Consider the following 16,494-nt stretch of genomic DNA (forward strand, 5'->3'; position numbering starts at 1 on the left):
CATGTTTTCCCGGTTCTTTTCAACAAAGGAGAGTTTTTATGTTCCTGATTGAAGAAGAGTTAAAAAAGCTGCCCGGTAAGCCTGGTGTCTACATTATGCATGGGGAAAAGGATGAGATTATTTATGTGGGAAAGGCGGTCAGTCTGAAGAACCGTGTTCGTCAGTATTTCCAGAGCAGCCGAAACAAAGGTGCAAAGATTGAGCAGATGGTCACTCACATTACCAGATTTGAGTATATTGTCACCGATTCTGAATTGGAGGCGCTGGTACTGGAGTGCAACCTGATCAAGGAGCACCGTCCGAAATACAACACCATGTTGAAGGATGATAAGACATATCCATTCATTAAAGTGACGGTAAACGAGCCCTATCCCAGAGTCCTTTTTTCCCGCACCATGAAAAAGGACAAGGCGAAATATTTCGGACCCTATACCAGCTCCACAGCTGTGAAAGACGTGATCGAGCTGGTCCGCAAGATTTATATGGTGCGCTCCTGCAACCGTAATCTGCCCCGTGACTGCGGCAAAGACCGTCCATGTCTGTATTATCATATGAAGCAGTGCACGGCCCCCTGCCAGGGAAATGTAAGTGAGGAAGCGTATAAGCAGAACATTGGACAGGTACTTCATTTCCTTAATGGAAATTACAAGGAGACCATCGATCAACTGACTGAAAAAATGATGGCTGCTTCAGAGGAGATGCGTTTTGAGGATGCTGCAGGATATCGTGATTTAATCAACAGTATCAGGCGGATCGGAGAACGACAGAAGATTACTACCTATGGGGAAGAGGACAGGGATATTATTGCAGTTGCCATGGATGAAAGTGAAGATCTCCGGGAGCAGGATGCAGTTGTGCAGGTGTTTTTTATGCGTGGCGGCAGGCTGATCGGCAGAGATCACTTTTTTCTCCGTGTGGCAAGAGGCGATACCAAAGCACAGGTTTTGTCAAGCTTTCTGAAGCAGTTTTATGCAGGAACGCCTTTTATTCCGGCGGAAATCATGATGCAGACAGAGATAGAAGATGGGGAAATCATTGAAGACTGGCTGACGGCAAGGCGTAAACAGCGTGTTCACATCCGTGTACCGAAAAAGGGAACAAAGGAGAAGCTGGTGGAGCTTGCCAAGGAAAACGCCTGGATGGTCCTTTCCAAAGACAGAGAACGGATCAAGCGTGAAGAAGGACGTACGATCGGCGCGGTGAAGGAGATTGAGGACTGGCTGGGGCTTAAGGATATTGTGCGTATGGAGGCCTACGATATATCCAATATCAGTGGGTTTGAGTCCGTTGGTTCCATGGTGGTTTACGAAAAGGGCAAGCCGAAGCGAAGCGATTATCGAAAATTCAAGATCAAATGGGTGCAGGGACCTAACGATTACGCCAGCATGGAAGAGGTGCTTACAAGGCGTTTTACCCATGAATCCAAGGGCGAATACGACAGCTTTTCCATTCTTCCGGATCTGATCCTTATGGATGGCGGACGTGGCCAGGTAAACATTGCACGGAAGGTTCTTGGAGAGCTTGGAATTGATATTCCGGTATGTGGTATGGTAAAGGATGACAACCACCGAACCAGAGGGGTGTATTTCAATAATGTTGAAATTCCCATTGATACTTCTGGTGAGGGTTTCCATCTGGTAACCAGGATCCAGGATGAGGCTCACCGTTTTGCCATTGAGTATCACCGCTCCCTTAGAAGCAAAGAACAGGTACATTCCGTTCTGGATGATATTCCGGGAATTGGCGAGACCAGGCGAAAGGCTCTTATGAGAAGATTCCGGTCTGTTGAGAATATCCGGGATGCTTCTGTGGAAGAATTAAGTCAGACAGAGTCTATGAATGTACAGAGCGCGGAGGCTGTCTATCAGTTTTTTCATAGAGCGCCAAATCATACGAATGCATGATTTCTGTGCATCGTGAAGCGTGTTACTGTGAATAGAGCGAACAGTAACAGTTTTAACAAGATTCGACATTGAAGTTACAGAAAAAATTGTGTATAATACAGATAAGTGTGGATTTTTGGCAATGTATATAATTTCTATGTGCAGTGCAAAGAAACCTGCACAGACTGCATAACAGTTTTCACCTATTATGAGGAATCTTGTAACTGCAGGGAACTGCTTATGTGGGAAGGACTTCATTAGAGAAAAAGGAGATAAAAGCATGAAGGGTGTACAGCTTACCAAGCTGGCGCAGGAACTGAATCTGACCAACCTGACGCCTGATATTGACCTTACAGAGATTTATGTGAAGACAGCAGAAATAAATCGTCCGGCTTTGCAGCTTACAGGATATCTGGAGCATTTTGCAAACGAGCGTGTTCAGATCATCGGATATGTAGAGTATACTTATCTGATGCAGTTAAGCGATGAGGAGCGCACATTCAAGTACGAGCGTTTTATCTCCAGCAAGATTCCATGTGTCATCTTCAGTACTATGACAAGACCGTCACAGGATATGATCGATCTTGCATACAAATATAATGTACCTACATTTGTGACAGAGAGAACGACGTCCAGTCTGATGGCAGAGATCATCCGTTGGCTTGGCGTCCAGTTGGCTCCTTGTATTTCCATTCACGGTGTGCTTGTGGATGTTTATGGCGAGGGTGTCCTGATCACAGGCGAGAGTGGTATTGGCAAGAGCGAGGCGGCTCTTGAGCTGATCAAGCGTGGTCACCGTCTTGTCAGTGATGACGTTGTTGAGCTTCGCAAGGTGAGTGATGTCACTTTAGTTGGTTCCGCACCGGATATTACACGTCACTTTATTGAGCTTCGTGGTATTGGTATTATTGATGTGAAGACCCTGTTTGGTGTTGAGAGTGTTAAGGATACCCAGTCTGTGGATCTTGTTATCAAGCTGGAAGAGTGGGACCGCGACAAGGAGTACGACCGTCTGGGACTTCATGAGGAGTATACGGAGTATCTTGGAAACAAGATCGTATGCCATTCCCTTCCGATTCGTCCGGGACGTAATCTGGCTGTTATCGTTGAGTCTGCAGCCGTTAACCACAGACAGAAGAAGATGGGCTACAATGCAGCTGAGGAGCTGTACAAGCGTGTTCAGGCGAATATTGCCAAAAAAAGAGAAGAATAAAAATCAGAGTGTGCAGATTGCTGAAATAATTTTTTAAACAGGCTTTAAGGCACAGTAATGCATAGAACGGTAATGCATAGAACGGTAATGCATAGAACAGTAATGCATAGAATAGTAATTCATAGATCAGAAAGGATGGAAATTTACAATGGGTATGTATTGTTTTGGTATTGACGTAGGAGGAACTTCTGTAAAATGCGGTCTGTTTCTTACGAATGGAACTTTGGTTGAGCAGTGGGAGATTCCAACAAGACTGGAGAATAACGGTTCTTCAATCCTGCCGGATGTTGCAGATGCAATCAAGACGAAGCTGGATGAGAGAGGAATCACAAAGGATAATGTAGACGGTGTTGGAATCGGCATTCCAGGACCTGTTAATGAGAATGGTGAAGTTCCTATGGCAGTTAACCTGCACTGGGGCTTTAAGGCCGTAGCAAGCGAATTAAGCGCACTTACAGGTCTTCCGGCAAAGGCAGCCAATGATGCCAATATCGCAGCTCTCGGTGAGGCATGGAAGGGTGCTGCAGAGGGGGCCAAGAACGTAATCCTGGTAACACTTGGAACCGGTGTTGGCGGCGGCATCATCATCGACAGCAAGATCATCGCAGGTTATCACGGTGCCGGTGGAGAGATTGGACATGCATGTGTCAATCACAATGAAGTTCGCCCCTGTAACTGCGGTAATCACGGATGTCTGGAGCAGTATGCATCTGCAACCGGAATTGTACGTGTGGCAAATGACATTCTGGAGGAGAGCCAGGAGGACAGCAAGATGCGTCATGTAGAGAAGCTTTCTGCTAAGAATGTTCTTGACTTCTACAAGGAGGGCGATGCTCTGGCTGTTAAGACTATGGAGAAGGTTGGCGACATTCTTGGAAGCACACTTGCCGTGTTTGCATGTGTAACAGACCCGGAAGCAATTGTAATTGGCGGCGGTGTATCCAAAGCAGGTAAACCTCTTACAGACTGTATCCAGAAGTACTATCAGAAATATGCATTTCCATCCTGCAAGAGTACTCCGATCATTCTTGCAAGCCTTGGAAATGATGCCGGTATCTATGGTGCAGCCCGTATGGTGATCAAAGACTGATTTCCGATCATCCAGAGAATTTTATAATACATAAAATCAGGAAACGCCTTGTGCAGAGGATTGCTGAATCCAGCAGACTCTGTGCAAGGCGTTTCTTTGTATCTATGGTTCACCGCTCCCGGCATTGAACAGTTATTATTCTGGCAGAAAAAAACTGCAGCTTTCTGGAAACGAAAACTGCAGTTTTAATTGTTTATAACTGACTGTCAGCTGAAAGCTTTTTAGTAATAATAAATATCATCATTACCAGAATCTCCGCCGCTTTCATCTGGATACTGGATATCACCGCCACCGGTACCGTCGCCACCGGTACCGTCACCGCCAGTACCATCGCCGCCAGTGCCGTCACCGCCGCTGCCATCTGTATTGTCTGTGCCGTCCGGATTTTCCGGATCTGGAGTCGGAGTGGCATTTACATCGTAGATTTCCATATCTTCATCCTGACTCTCGTCATATTCGTAGAAATGCTGGTCACAGTACTCTGTAGGCATGGTTCCTACATCAAAGTACTCCTCTGTAACCGGGCAGCCAACTCTCGGAAGAAGTCCTGTATCAGCACAGATACTGATTTGCTCAATACCATCTGGAACTTCGAAGTCTTTGTATTCCATTCCCTGATGGATTCGGTTCATGACCTTACGCCATAACGTTTTGTGAAAATTACGTGCATCACCTTCCGGTATCTTCTGGTTGCCGTCGTAACCGGACCATACTGCACATGTGTAATATGGTGTATATCCTACGAACCAGAGGTCATTGTACGCATCTGTAGTACCTGTCTTACCTGCAACTGCCATATTATCAAGCTGGCAGGCTGTACCGGTACCATTCTGAACTACATCCTCAAGGGCGCTTGTAAGAAGATAAGCAGTCGTTTCCTTAATGACGGAGCGTCCTACAGAGTTGTTCTCAATCAGTACGTTTCCGTTGTGATCAAGAATCTTGGTGTAGTAAACCGGTTTGATATAATTACCGCCGTTCGCAATGGCTGCGTATGCGGCGCAAAGCTCTACGTTCTTAACACCGTAGGTCAGACCGCCAAGTGCTGTAGGCAGGTTGGCATCTGTGTAAACATTGCCATTGGCATCGGTATCCGCTTCTGTACCATGCGCCAGTGTAGTAAATCCAAAGTTGTCCAGGTATTTCAGACCAAGCTCAGGGGTTACATCCTCAAAACACTGAACTGCAACGGTATTGACAGAATTACGGATCGCTGTACGGATCGTAGTGGTACCATTAAAGCTGCCGCTTGCATTATTGACCGGTGCGCCGTTGTCGTAGGTGATTGGCTGGTCTTCGTAAGTGGTAGCCAGCGTCATTCCCTTCTCATTAAGGGCTGCAGCATAGGTGGATACGATCTTAAATGTAGAACCTGGCTGACGGGTACTGTCTGTAGCACGGTTCAGGGTAAGGCTGGCAGTCTTGGTTCCACGTCCGCCAATGATCGCCTTCACATATCCGGTATGCTGGTCAATGATCGTCATTGCTGACTGAGGCTGGGGGGCAAAGCTTACACGCTCTGCAACAACGGTGCTTCCGTCTGCAAGAATATTCGCTTTATAACGGTCTACATAAGTCTGTCCCTCGTCCTGGGAATCAAACAAAAGATCAAAAGACGGATCCTCATTCTGGAAGTAAAGCTTCATCATTTCCTTGCTGTAGTTTACTTCCTGTCCATCCGGCTGTTTCACGGTAAGGGCATAATCAAGTGCGTACTGTACGTAATCCGGATAGTTGGATGGATCGGAATATTCCTCATCCACAATGTTCTGAATGTCCGGATCCTGGGTAGTCATGATCTTCAGACCACCGCTATACAGAAGGTTCTGTGCCTGTGTCTTGGTGTATCCCTTGATATTCATCAGATCATTGATAACCTGCTTAGTAAGCTCGTCCTCAAAGTAGGAGTATGTCTTGCTGGAAGACTGTGTATTAGAAGCCTGTGCCTCCTGAATGCGGGTGTAAACGTCATCATTAATAGCATCGTCATACTGCTCCTGAGTGATGTAACCCTGATCCAGCATATGGTCAAGAACTTCTTTACGTCTCTTTGCATTTTCCTTGGGATTCTCGATTGGGTTGTATTTGGTAGGAGCCTGGGTGATACCTGCCAGAGTTGCGCACTCGGAAAGATTCAGATCCCACACATCTTTATTAAAGTACTGACGGGCAGCAGCCTGTACACCGTATGCACCTGCACCAAGGTTGATGGTATTCAGGTAATTCTCAAGGATCACGTTCTTGTCGCCGATCTTTTTCTCAATCTCAACGGCAAGGAACTGCTCCTGAAGCTTACGTGTAAATCGCTCCACCTGTGTAGACTCGTTGGTCCAGTTGGTGAAAACGTTGTTCTTCAGAAGCTGCTGGGTAATGGTACTTGCACCCTCGGAAAAGCTTCCGGTAGTAAGTGCTTTCACACCAGCACGAAGAATACCTCTTACATCAATTCCATTATGCTCATAAAAACGCTCATCCTCGATAGCCACTACTGCATGCTGCAGATCCTCCGGAATCTGGTCAATGGAAACCGGAAGTCGGTTGGCATTAGGTGCTGCCAGCTTACGAATCTGATTACCATTGCAGTCATAGAGGAAAGTGGCATAACCAAGAGGCATGATATCCACTTCATTTACGTCCGGCGTATTTGCAAGTATTCCACGAATGGAACCAATTCCAAGACTGGACACTGCAACGCACAGGGCGATCAGGCCGATGAAAAGGACTCTGATAAACGAAACATGTGCCCTTTTTCCCATCATGGACGAGCGGGAAATAAGAGAATTCCGTTTCTTAGAGGCCGATTTTTTTCCGTAGTTCATGATAAACCTCCTTTATAATCCGTTCTATTATATCAAATCCAGGTTCGTAAATAAACCCTAAAATCGAATATTTCTGTGAACTTTGTTCACAAAAAACACCTCGCGGAACGGTATCAGTGAATAGTAAGGTGAACAGCATCCTTTTACAAGACTGGAAAGAAAAGCCAATTCATGTTACACTATAGCAAATGAGGAAGAACAAGCTGTTATCTTTATTTTATTATGAGTTTTTGGAGGTTTCCGTATGCGGGAAAATTATAAGACCATCTATGCAGGAGGCGAGGGGGAGATTACGGAGAAGAAATCCCGGTTTATTGCGACGGTGCGCCTGGTGGAAAAAGAGGAGGACGCTCTTGCTTTTATAGAGGAAATGAAGAAGAAATACTGGGATGCCAGACATAATTGCTATGCTTATTCTATTGGAGAACATCGGGAGTTTACTAGGTGCAGTGATGACGGGGAGCCGTCAGGAACTGCAGGACGGCCTATGCTGGATGTGATCTTGGGGGAAGATATTTATAATGTGGCGGTAGTTGTGACCAGATATTTTGGCGGTGTGCTCCTTGGTACCGGCGGACTTGTGCGAGCCTATTCCGGAGCAGTGCAGGCTGGCCTGGGGGAGAGTACGGTGATAGAGAAGCACCATGGGATTTCATTGGCACTGACTGCAGATTACACGGCTATCGGCAAGCTGCAGTATATTGCAGCAGAGAATCAGCTTCCGGTCCTTGACACGGAGTACACAGACAAGGTGATCATGCATCTTCTTGTGCCAAATGACCAGATTGGAAGAATCCAGAAGGTGATCACAGAAGCCACCAGCGGACGTATAAAGATGGACAAAGAGAAGGAGCTTTATTTCGCAGATGTGGAAGGCAAAATAAAGGTGTTTGACCATTAAAAGAGAACAAAAACCCCTGCATCTGGAAAATAAACATTCCACAGATGCAGGGGATAAAGTTCTTTTGAAAGCTTTTTAAACATGCTCTGGATCAGTCTGTCTGCAGAGCATAAATAATCAGCACTTCTCTGGCTCTGGATAATCTACGCCGAAGGTGTCAACTGTCATGGATTTGATCTTCTGTTCGTCAAGTGGTCTGTCGCTGTAGTCAGTGTCGGTCTCAGCAATCTGGTTTACCACATCCATGCCCTCGGTCACTTTACCAAAAGCAGCGTAAGCACCATCAAGGTGTGGAGCATTTTTGTGCATGATGAAGAACTGGCTTCCTGCTGAATCCGGATGCATGGCTCTTGCCATGGAAAGAACGCCCTCGGTATGTTTTAACTCATTCTTCACACCGTTCTGAGCAAATTCACCCTTGATGCTGTATCCAGGACCGCCCATTCCGGTTCCGTCCGGGCAGCCGCCCTGGATCATGAAGCCGTTGATAACACGGTGGAAAATAAGTCCGTCATAAAATCCCTTTTTAACAAGGCTGATAAAGTTATTTACAGTATTTGGTGCAATCTCCGGATATAACTCTGCTTTGATCACATCTCCGTTATCCATAGTAATGGTAACAACTGGATTTGCCATAGTTTGATCTCCTTTTTCAAAAAGTATTGTATTTCGTTATTCGTTCTATTATAATATGCAAAGAGCAATTCTGCAAGTAAAAAGGAGTTGTAAAGTTATGATAAAAGAAACATTCAGCCCCGAAGAGACCTTCGCTTTCGGCAAATGGATCGGGGAAAAGGCTCTTCCCGGGCAGGTATACACACTGGTAGGAGATCTTGGGGTAGGTAAGACCGTTTTTACCCAGGGAGTGGCAGAAGGACTGGGGATCACAGAGCCTGTAAACAGTCCGACTTTTACCATTATTCAGGAATATGAAAGCGGCCGTATGCCATTTTACCACTTTGATGTGTACCGGATCGGGGACATTGAGGAGATGGAAGAGATCGGCTATGATGACTATTTCTACGGAAATGGAATCTGCCTCATTGAGTGGGCTAATCTGATCGAAGAAATCCTGCCAGAGCAGATCATTGAGATTACCATTGAGAAAAATCTGGAAAAAGGGTTCGATTATCGTAAGATCACAGTAACCGGATTACCAGAATAGATTAAGTGGCAGAAAAATTAGAAAATCTCCAAAAGTGGGGAGAGTAAGGAGTAAAAATGAAGATTTTAGGACTTGACAGCTCAGGAATCGTCGCTTCTGTTGCAATAGTGGAGGACGAGAACCTGATTGCGGAATATACAGTTAATTATAAAAAGACACATTCCCAGACACTTCTTCCTATGCTGGACGAGCTGGTGAAGATGACAGAGCTGGATCTGGATACCATTGATGCCATTGCAGTGGCAGCCGGACCAGGCTCTTTTACAGGACTTCGTATCGGTTCTGCTACAGCCAAGGGACTTGGTCTTGCGTTGAAAAAGCCTCTGGTGGAAATTCCTACTGTGGATGCACTGGCATATAATTTGTATGACTCCAGAGCATTGATCTGTCCGATTATGGATGCAAGAAGAAGTCAGGTTTATACAGGAATCTACCGCTTTCAGGAGCATAAGCTGGTAACGGTAGAAGCTCAGATGGCAGTTCCAATGGCTGAGATGATTGAGAAATTGAATGCGAGAGGGGAAGAGGTAGTATTCCTTGGTGATGGCGTGCCTGTTTTTGGAAAAATGATCCAGGAGAACCTGAAGGTTCCATATTCTTTTGCACCTGCCCATGTGAATAAGCAAAGAGCAGCTGCAGTGGCAGCCCTTGGCGGGATTTATGTGAAAGAGGGTAAAGTAGTGACTGCTATGGAGCATGTTCCAGAATACCTGAGAGTTTCCCAGGCAGAGCGTGAGCGCGCCCAGAAGCTGCAGGAAGAGAAAGCTTCTGAAAAAAACAGCTGAGAAGAAAAGGAGAAGTCAGAGTATGGTTCTTCGTGAAATGCTGGTAGATGATCTGGATCAGGTCATGAAGATTGAAAACGAATTATTTTCCCCGCCATGGACGAAAGAGGGATTTTTTACTTATCTGACCCGCAAGGATGCCATGTTCCTTGTAGTGGAAGAGAAAGGAGAAATCCTGGCTTACTGTGGCCTGATCATGGTTTTGGATGAAGGCGACATTACCAATGTTGCAGTGCGCCCGGACAGGCAGAAAGAGGGGATTGGGCATTTCCTTATGGACAGTCTGATCCGGCTTGCTGAACAGCAGGGAGTTACCACGATCCATCTTGAGGTTCGTACAGGCAACGGGACTGCCATCCGTCTTTATGAAAGAATGGGATTTACAAAAGACGGGATCCGCAAGAAATATTATACGGATCCCGTGGAAGATGCTCTGCTTATGACTAGGCATCCGCGTGGATAAGTGAGAACTTCTCATTCTCGCAAAATGTGACGCACATCTTGCAGAAAGCCTTTTTCAAACATGCTTCAGTCATGGTCTATCGCATGATTTTATGCCTGAGCCCATACGCTACATTGTAGAAAATCAAAAGCACAAATGCCACAAGGCTGAGTGCAGCCCCAAGTGACTTACCGGGCGCATGGAATTCAATCTGGATTTCATGCGCCCCTTTTTGTAACGGAAAACCAAGAAACGCCTTGTTAACCTGTACCGGTGCAGCTTCTTTCCCATCCACACGAACAATGTATCCTTTGGAGAACGTATAGGAGGTTACGAAATATCCATCTTTCGGCATAGCAATACTACCGTTTAGAATCTCTTTCCCGGAAATTTCTTTTTCCTGAAAAGTTACCAGCCCCGGATGGGAAAGCAGGCTTAATGGAAGGGTGTAGGCTTTTATATTTGTGAGCTTATATTCTCCTCTGGAAAACATAATATCCAGAGCATCCATATCCTCATTAGAAGAAATCATATAATAAAAGGTATCATTATTGTTGGGATAAGGAGCCTCAGAGCCGGAAAGACGGTTTCGGATGCCGTTTATGGTAATGGACATATCCTTTTCCCCATTGTATTTTACGTCAAAAGAGAGCAGCAGAATAGTGGATGCCGGCAGTGTTTCCGGCAGTTCCCGGCGGACGGTTTCACTTTTTTTTGAAGTCTTGTGATCAAGAAAATCGGCAGGCAGGGAATATTCCTTCATTTGAGAAGCGTATGGCAAAAAAGCGGCAGAAAGATCACTGGCATTCTCTGAATTGTCAGGAGAATCCGGCACTATTGTGCGATTAGTAATGGTATCCAGTGTCTGCGGATAAGAAAGCTTATCATATTCACTTTCTGTCATCAGAGTCGTACTTCCATAAGCAATAGGCAGCACATTGCTGTTTTCTGCCAGTATATGCCCGTCTTTTTCCAGAAGGGTCTTGTAGCCCGCTGGAACTTTATCTGCTTTTGTCTGAATATACCGGACGCCCATCAGATATTCCTGAAAAGGATTTACATCAGCTGTCATGGCAACACGGTTGCGGATGCTGATGGGCATTTGCAGGATATCGTACAGCAATGTATTGTAAGTGCTGTTGGAAATAGAAGAATACAAGGTACTTTTATTCTGCTCCCCGGTGATCACGTAGTTTGAATTGTTGGATGGGTGCTCGATCACATCGAACCGTGCCTGAGGATTTTCACAGCACGCCTCCAGATCCTCCCAGGAAAAATAGTCCCTGGATTCGTCTGCAATTGTGGCGTAATGCTCTTCCTGCCCTTTTGTCAGATAAAGCATAGAAGGAATCGCAAGCAAAAGTACAAGTCCTCCAAGATTTATCCACCAGCAGCTGAATGGTATCGTGATTTCTTTTTCCTCCAGAAAAACGCCAAGGGAAGCACAGACAAGAAGCAGCACAAGATCAGCTGTGACCAGGTGCCGGATCTGCTGATTATGTAAAAGGAAAATAAGCTGTACGATAACCGGAATTGCACAAAGCAAAGCCAGTGGCAGACTGTGGCGTATTTTTTTCAGCCTGAGGCCTTCAAGAGCCTGTGCAGCCAGGTAAAGAATCAAAGGCAGAAATGGGATCAGGCATTTGGGCCTTACATATAAAGTGGCATTTAAAATCCAGTAAAAAATGTCAAAAAACAGCAGTACAAAAACAGCAATTGCCAGTTTTCGGGTTTTCTTTTCCCGTATGCACAGAAACAGTGCATACAGACAAAAAAGAGTGAGTCCGCAGCCGTAAGGACTGTATAGGATGCTGTCCAGTGTGGGGTTCACTCCCAGGATTTTTAACAGGGAAGTGGAATCACCGGTATCCTTTTTATTTCCAAGGATGGAAAGACCGGTGGGAAGCAGGAGAAAGAGATTCATGGATACGGCAAAAGACACGTCCACAATATAGTTCCACCATATTTTGCATTTTCGTTTTTTCTGCATTCTGGCGGGTACATTTTTCAGATGCTCCGGCAGCAGGTGGCTGATATAAAGGATGCATGCCAGAAAGCAGGATGGGAAAAAGTAAAAGCTATGCAAAATGCAGAAAAACAGGGAAAGGATCAGTCCGATATGGGGACGGATGTGGTACACGTCCTGTTCCTGGTGCTCAAAAATCCGGTCCAGGCAGAGGAAAGCCAGTAAAAGAAATGGCAGATAATTCACAAACATGATCTGTCTGTGCGCCTGGAAAAAGCAGTTTGCGCTAAGATAAAAAAAGCCGCATGCAAAGCTGGTAAAATCCGAAAAACCCTTCCTGTGCAGCCAGTAATAAAGAAGTCCGCCTCCAAGCAGGATTTCAAATATTGCATATCCCTGAATAAACCATTCCATTTCCACATGGGGAAAAAGATAGGAAATCAGTACATCCGGGCGCATAAATCCGTAGTAGGAGAGGGAAAAGAAATTGGTTCCGCCTCCAAGTCCGGTGAAGTCCGGAAACAGGCTTCCTGTTGCATAAAAATTTTTTCTCATATAATCAGCAATGGTTACATGCTGGGAATACCAGTCTGTCTCGGAGCCAAACCAGGAACCGGAGGGTATCAGAAGTAAGATGAGAATGCTGCCAGCTGTCAGAAGAAGCAGCAGAGTAATGGCGTTTCGCCAGGTGAATTTTTGAGGCTTGCTGCAGAAAATCATAATAATTCCTTTCTGTTGCTGAGCTTAAAACAGCAACAAATGTTAAGTTCAAATTATGAAAGCACATTGTAAGCGGTTTGTCAAGCGGCTTCATCTTAATAATTTCTGAATGATTTTCCATATTGGGAAGACCTGACTCTTGTTTTAGGAAACTGCTTGTGTTAAACTTTCCTAGAGCATGTTTGAAAAATGCTGTTATAAGTTTGCTTCGGAAGGCATTTGGAAAACACGTTTTGGGAGAATAAAGAAAAGAGGATATTTTAATATATGTTAGATGTTTGTCTGCTGGGAACCGGAGGTATGATGCCACTTCCAAGAAGATGGCTCACTGCTCTGATGACCCGGTATAACGGCCACAGTCTTCTTATTGACTGCGGCGAAGGAACTCAGGTGGCAATTAAGGAAAAAGGATGGAGCTTTAAGCCTGTTGACGTGATCTGTTTTACCCATTATCACGGAGATCACATCAGCGGACTTCCTGGACTTCTTCTTACAATGGGAAATGCAGAGCGCACCGAACCGCTTACCTTGATCGGTCCGAAAGGTCTTGAGAGAGTAGTGAACGCACTTCGCGTGATCGCACCGGAGCTTCCTTTTGAACTGAAATTTATCGAGATTAACGGACCTGAACAGGTATTTGAGATTAATGGTTACAGGATCACGGCTTTTAAGGTAAACCACAATGTACTTTGTTATGGATATTCACTGGAGATACTCCGTCAGGGGAAATTTTCCCCGGAGCGTGCCCGTGAGCAGGGAATCCCATTGAAATACTGGAATCCTCTGCAGAAAGGCCAGACTATTGAAGCCGATGATGTGACATATACTCCGGATATGGTTCTGGGACCTGCGAGAAAGGGACTGAAGGTTACTTACACTACAGATACCAGACCCACCGAGTCAATTTTGAAAAATGCGTCTGGCTCAGACCTTTTTATCTGCGAAGGGATGTACGGCGAGGATGACAAGCTGGAGAAGGCAAAAGGCTATAAGCACATGACATTCCGTGAAGCTGCTACTCTGGCGAAGCAGGCTGATGTAGGGGAAATGTGGCTGACTCATTACAGTCCGTCTCTAATCCGTCCAGATGAATATATGGACATGGTGCGGGATATTTTCCCAAAAGCTTATCCAGGCAAAGACGGAAAAACAATGGAAATGAATTTCGAAGAGGATTAAAAAATGAAAGATACATTCATTCTTGCAATAGAAAGTTCCTGTGATGAAACTGCGGCTTCTGTAGTAAAAAACGGCAGGACTATATTATCAAATGTGATTTCTTCCCAGATCGCGCTTCACACTCTGTATGGAGGTGTTGTGCCGGAAATCGCTTCACGTAAACATATTGAGAAAATCAATCAGGTGATCGAAGAGGCACTTTCCGAGGCAAATGTGACCCTGGATGATCTGGATGCAATTGGCGTTACTTACGGTCCTGGACTGGTAGGTGCTCTTCTTGTGGGCGTAGCTGAGGCGAAGGCCATTGCATATGCGAAAAAGCTTCCTCTTGTTGGAGTGCATCATATAGAAGGACATGTTTCTGCCAACTATATTGAACATCCGGATCTGGAACCGCCGTTCCTTTGTCTGATCGTGTCCGGCGGACACACACATCTTGTAATCGTAAAAGACTATGGAGAATTTGAAATCCTGGGACGCACCAGAGATGATGCTGCGGGAGAAGCTTTTGATAAAGTTGCCCGTGCAATCGGATTGGGTTATCCAGGTGGACCAAAGGTAGATAAATTGGCAAGAGAGGGAAATCCGGACGCCATTGTTTTCCCGAAAGGAAAATTAGGAGACTGTCCTTATGATTTTAGCTTCAGTGGCGTGAAATCTGCTGTATTGAACTATATTAACAATGCCCAGATGAAGGACGAAGAGATCAATCGTGCCGACCTTGCGGCTTCTTTCCAGAAGTCTGTGGTAGACGTACTTGTGGAGCACACAATGCTTGCTGCCAAAGATTATCATATGGATAAGATTGCTATTGCAGGCGGAGTTGCGTCCAACGGAGCTTTGAGAGAAGCTATGACTAAGGCTTGTGAAAAGAGGGGCTATAAGTTCTATCGTCCGTCACCTATTTTTTGTACAGACAATGCGGCGATGATCGGCGTGGCAGCTTATTACGAATATATCAAAGGAACACGCCATGGATGGGACTTAAATGCAGTTCCTAACCTGAAACTGGGAGAGAGATAATGGAGCAGGGCAGATGTACGGCAATCGTTCTGGCGGCAGGCCAGGGCAAAAGAATGCATAGCAAAATACAGAAGCAGTTTCTGGAAATAGGAGGGAAGCCGGTTCTGTATTATTCCCTGCATTGTTTTCAGGAGAGTCCGCTGATCCAGGATATTATTCTGGTGACGGGGGAAGAGATGATTTCTTACTGTGAGCAGGAAATTGTAAAAAAATATGGCTTTTCCAAGGTGCGCAAGGTGACAGCAGGAGGAAAAGAGCGTTATGATTCTGTGTATGCAGGACTATTATGCTGTCAGGATACAGATTACGTGTACATTCATGACGGTGCAAGACCATTTATCACAGAAGAGATGGTTCAAAGAGGATATGAGGCCGTGAAGCGAACCAATGCGTGTGTAATGGGCATGCCCTCCAAGGACACTGTGAAACTGGCAGACTCGTCAGGCTATATTAAAGAGACTCCAGATCGTAAAATTGTATGGAATATTCAGACTCCTCAGATATTTTCATATGATCTGATTCGCGGAGCTTATGAAAGCATACGCAAAAAGGACATGACAGGGGTAACAGATGATGCAATGGTAGTGGAGCAGGAGACTGGAACCAAGATCCTTCTTGTGGAGGGATCCTACCAGAATATCAAGATCACTACACCAGAAGATCTGGCGATTGCAGAGGCTTTTTTGAGATATTGAATGAATTTTTGAAAAAAATAAAAAATCTTGTTGACACAAAAAGGTTTTAATGATAGAATACGTTTTGCACTGACAGAGACAACCTCTTGAGTGAAGGATAACTCCTGATGTGCAAAGCGTTTTTGGTTTGATTATTATATATGGAGAGATATCGAAGTGGTCATAACGAGGCGGTCTTGAAAACCGTTTGTCCGCAAGGGCGCGTGGGTTCGAATCCCACTCTCTCCGCTTGTTAAACACTTAAAAAAATAAAATTAAAAAGTGCTTGACAAATAAAGAAACATCAGTTATACTAAACAAGCTGTCGCAAGAGAGCAAACAATTTAATGAAGAACTTACTTAGTAAGTAGGGCAATTTGGAGAAGTACCCAAGCTGGCCGAAGGGGCTCCCCTGGAAAGGGAGTAGGTCGTTAATAGCGGCGCGAGGGTTCAAATCCCTCCTTCTCCGTTTTGAATTTCTCAATCAAAAGAAGTTCAAAAAAGTTGTTGACAAACACTTGAACATGTGATAATATGAACAAGCTGTTTTGAAAACAACAGCGAAACAACCTTGATAACTAAACAGTGAAACACATACGATTCTCGAAAATTCTTAACGAATCATCATTCAAAA

Annotated in this window: 13 protein-coding genes, 2 tRNA genes and 1 pseudogene; 13 read left to right on the forward strand and 3 right to left on the reverse strand. The window is 45.1% G+C overall.

Annotated elements, in window-relative coordinates:
• The first annotated feature begins 38 nt into the window (after positions 1–38).
• From uvrC to ACESTK_RS16630, 3 genes are all read left to right on the forward strand, one after another.
• Positions 39–1,904, forward strand: coding sequence for an excinuclease ABC subunit UvrC (gene uvrC, locus ACESTK_RS16620; protein ID WP_148463474.1), 1,866 nt, complete (start codon positions 39–41; stop codon positions 1,902–1,904).
• Positions 1,905–2,163: 259 nt separating this feature from the next.
• Positions 2,164–3,096 carry an HPr(Ser) kinase/phosphatase gene (gene hprK, locus ACESTK_RS16625; protein ID WP_118583906.1) on the forward strand — a complete coding sequence of 311 codons (933 nt, stop codon included), beginning with the start codon at positions 2,164–2,166 and terminating at the stop codon, positions 3,094–3,096.
• Positions 3,097–3,244: 148 nt separating this feature from the next.
• Positions 3,245–4,186, forward strand: coding sequence for an ROK family glucokinase (locus ACESTK_RS16630; RefSeq protein WP_118583904.1), 942 nt, complete (start codon positions 3,245–3,247; stop codon positions 4,184–4,186).
• 221 nt (positions 4,187–4,407) lie between these two features.
• Here the strand turns inward: ACESTK_RS16630 and ACESTK_RS16635 are convergent, their stop codons facing one another.
• A complete protein-coding gene (locus ACESTK_RS16635) occupies positions 4,408–7,005 on the reverse strand; it encodes a PBP1A family penicillin-binding protein (RefSeq protein WP_148463472.1) in 2,598 nt (865 codons plus the stop codon).
• 244 nt (positions 7,006–7,249) lie between these two features.
• On the opposite strand from ACESTK_RS16635, the gene ACESTK_RS16640 reads away from it, so the two are divergent.
• Positions 7,250–7,906: a YigZ family protein gene (locus tag ACESTK_RS16640; RefSeq protein WP_195380229.1), complete on the forward strand. Its 657-nt coding sequence runs from the start codon at positions 7,250–7,252 to the stop codon at positions 7,904–7,906.
• Between the two features lie 117 nt (positions 7,907–8,023).
• Here the strand turns inward: ACESTK_RS16640 and ACESTK_RS16645 are convergent, their stop codons facing one another.
• Positions 8,024–8,542 (reverse strand): peptidylprolyl isomerase, encoded by a 519-nt coding sequence (locus tag ACESTK_RS16645; RefSeq protein ID WP_173717322.1) that lies wholly within the window; start codon positions 8,540–8,542, stop codon positions 8,024–8,026.
• A 97-nt stretch (positions 8,543–8,639) separates the two neighbouring features.
• Here ACESTK_RS16645 and tsaE point away from each other — a divergent pair, with 97 nt between their 5' ends.
• From tsaE to ACESTK_RS16665, 4 genes and pseudogenes are all read left to right on the forward strand, one after another.
• Positions 8,640–9,071: a tRNA (adenosine(37)-N6)-threonylcarbamoyltransferase complex ATPase subunit type 1 TsaE gene (tsaE, locus tag ACESTK_RS16650; RefSeq protein ID WP_173772218.1), complete on the forward strand. Its 432-nt coding sequence runs from the start codon at positions 8,640–8,642 to the stop codon at positions 9,069–9,071.
• Between the two features lie 56 nt (positions 9,072–9,127).
• Positions 9,128–9,856, forward strand: a complete 729-nt coding sequence (gene tsaB / locus ACESTK_RS16655; protein ID WP_173719273.1) for a tRNA (adenosine(37)-N6)-threonylcarbamoyltransferase complex dimerization subunit type 1 TsaB — start codon at positions 9,128–9,130, stop codon at positions 9,854–9,856.
• A gap of 22 nt (positions 9,857–9,878) precedes the next feature.
• The gene (gene rimI / locus ACESTK_RS16660; RefSeq protein WP_118583894.1) at positions 9,879–10,319 is read left to right on the forward strand and encodes a ribosomal protein S18-alanine N-acetyltransferase; all 441 of its coding nucleotides are present in this window, start codon (positions 9,879–9,881) and stop codon (positions 10,317–10,319) included.
• A 13-nt stretch (positions 10,320–10,332) separates the two neighbouring features.
• Positions 10,333–10,392 (forward strand): annotated as a pseudogene (locus ACESTK_RS16665) (DUF6783 domain-containing protein); the annotation flags it as partial.
• 3 nt (positions 10,393–10,395) lie between these two features.
• Here ACESTK_RS16665 and ACESTK_RS16670 read toward each other — a convergent pair.
• Positions 10,396–12,984: a YfhO family protein gene (locus ACESTK_RS16670; RefSeq protein ID WP_373120291.1), complete on the reverse strand. Its 2,589-nt coding sequence runs from the start codon at positions 12,982–12,984 to the stop codon at positions 10,396–10,398.
• 267 nt (positions 12,985–13,251) lie between these two features.
• On the opposite strand from ACESTK_RS16670, the gene ACESTK_RS16675 reads away from it, so the two are divergent.
• The 5 genes from ACESTK_RS16675 (at position 13,252) to ACESTK_RS16695 (ending at position 16,329) form a co-directional block, all read left to right on the forward strand.
• Entirely contained in the window at positions 13,252–14,163 is a 912-nt protein-coding gene (locus ACESTK_RS16675) for a ribonuclease Z (RefSeq protein WP_118583890.1), read from the forward strand.
• Positions 14,164–14,166: 3 nt separating this feature from the next.
• Entirely contained in the window at positions 14,167–15,186 is a 1,020-nt protein-coding gene (gene tsaD, locus ACESTK_RS16680) for a tRNA (adenosine(37)-N6)-threonylcarbamoyltransferase complex transferase subunit TsaD (RefSeq protein WP_373120292.1), read from the forward strand.
• Positions 15,186–15,881 carry a 2-C-methyl-D-erythritol 4-phosphate cytidylyltransferase gene (ispD, locus tag ACESTK_RS16685; protein WP_118583886.1) on the forward strand — a complete coding sequence of 232 codons (696 nt, stop codon included), beginning with the start codon at positions 15,186–15,188 and terminating at the stop codon, positions 15,879–15,881. The genes tsaD and ispD overlap by 1 nt, the downstream gene beginning before the upstream one ends.
• 142 nt (positions 15,882–16,023) lie before the next feature.
• A tRNA-Ser gene (locus tag ACESTK_RS16690) sits at positions 16,024–16,109 on the forward strand.
• A 130-nt stretch (positions 16,110–16,239) separates the two neighbouring features.
• Positions 16,240–16,329: transfer RNA gene (locus ACESTK_RS16695), tRNA-Ser, on the forward strand.
• The last annotated feature ends 165 nt before the right edge of the window (positions 16,330–16,494 follow it).

Origin of the sequence: Ruminococcus sp. Marseille-P328 (assembly GCF_964249465.1) — a bacterium.
Taxonomy (GTDB): Bacteria; Bacillota; Clostridia; order Lachnospirales; family Lachnospiraceae; genus Blautia_A; species Blautia_A faecis.

Coding starts and splice junctions, on each gene's coding strand:
- ACESTK_RS16630 (WP_118583904.1), top strand. CDS start 3,245: ATGGGTATGTATTGTTTTGGTATTGACGTAGGAGGAACTTCTGTAAAA.
- tsaE (WP_173772218.1), top strand. CDS start 8,640: ATGATAAAAGAAACATTCAGCCCCGAAGAGACCTTCGCTTTCGGCAAA.
- hprK (WP_118583906.1), top strand. CDS start 2,164: ATGAAGGGTGTACAGCTTACCAAGCTGGCGCAGGAACTGAATCTGACC.
- ACESTK_RS16675 (WP_118583890.1), top strand. CDS start 13,252: ATGTTAGATGTTTGTCTGCTGGGAACCGGAGGTATGATGCCACTTCCA.
- ACESTK_RS16645 (WP_173717322.1), bottom strand. CDS start 8,542: ATGGCAAATCCAGTTGTTACCATTACTATGGATAACGGAGATGTGATC.
- ispD (WP_118583886.1), top strand. CDS start 15,186: ATGGAGCAGGGCAGATGTACGGCAATCGTTCTGGCGGCAGGCCAGGGC.
- uvrC (WP_148463474.1), top strand. CDS start 39: ATGTTCCTGATTGAAGAAGAGTTAAAAAAGCTGCCCGGTAAGCCTGGT.
- tsaD (WP_373120292.1), top strand. CDS start 14,167: ATGAAAGATACATTCATTCTTGCAATAGAAAGTTCCTGTGATGAAACT.
- tsaB (WP_173719273.1), top strand. CDS start 9,128: ATGAAGATTTTAGGACTTGACAGCTCAGGAATCGTCGCTTCTGTTGCA.
- ACESTK_RS16670 (WP_373120291.1), bottom strand. CDS start 12,984: ATGATTTTCTGCAGCAAGCCTCAAAAATTCACCTGGCGAAACGCCATT.
- ACESTK_RS16640 (WP_195380229.1), top strand. CDS start 7,250: ATGCGGGAAAATTATAAGACCATCTATGCAGGAGGCGAGGGGGAGATT.
- rimI (WP_118583894.1), top strand. CDS start 9,879: ATGGTTCTTCGTGAAATGCTGGTAGATGATCTGGATCAGGTCATGAAG.
- ACESTK_RS16635 (WP_148463472.1), bottom strand. CDS start 7,005: ATGAACTACGGAAAAAAATCGGCCTCTAAGAAACGGAATTCTCTTATT.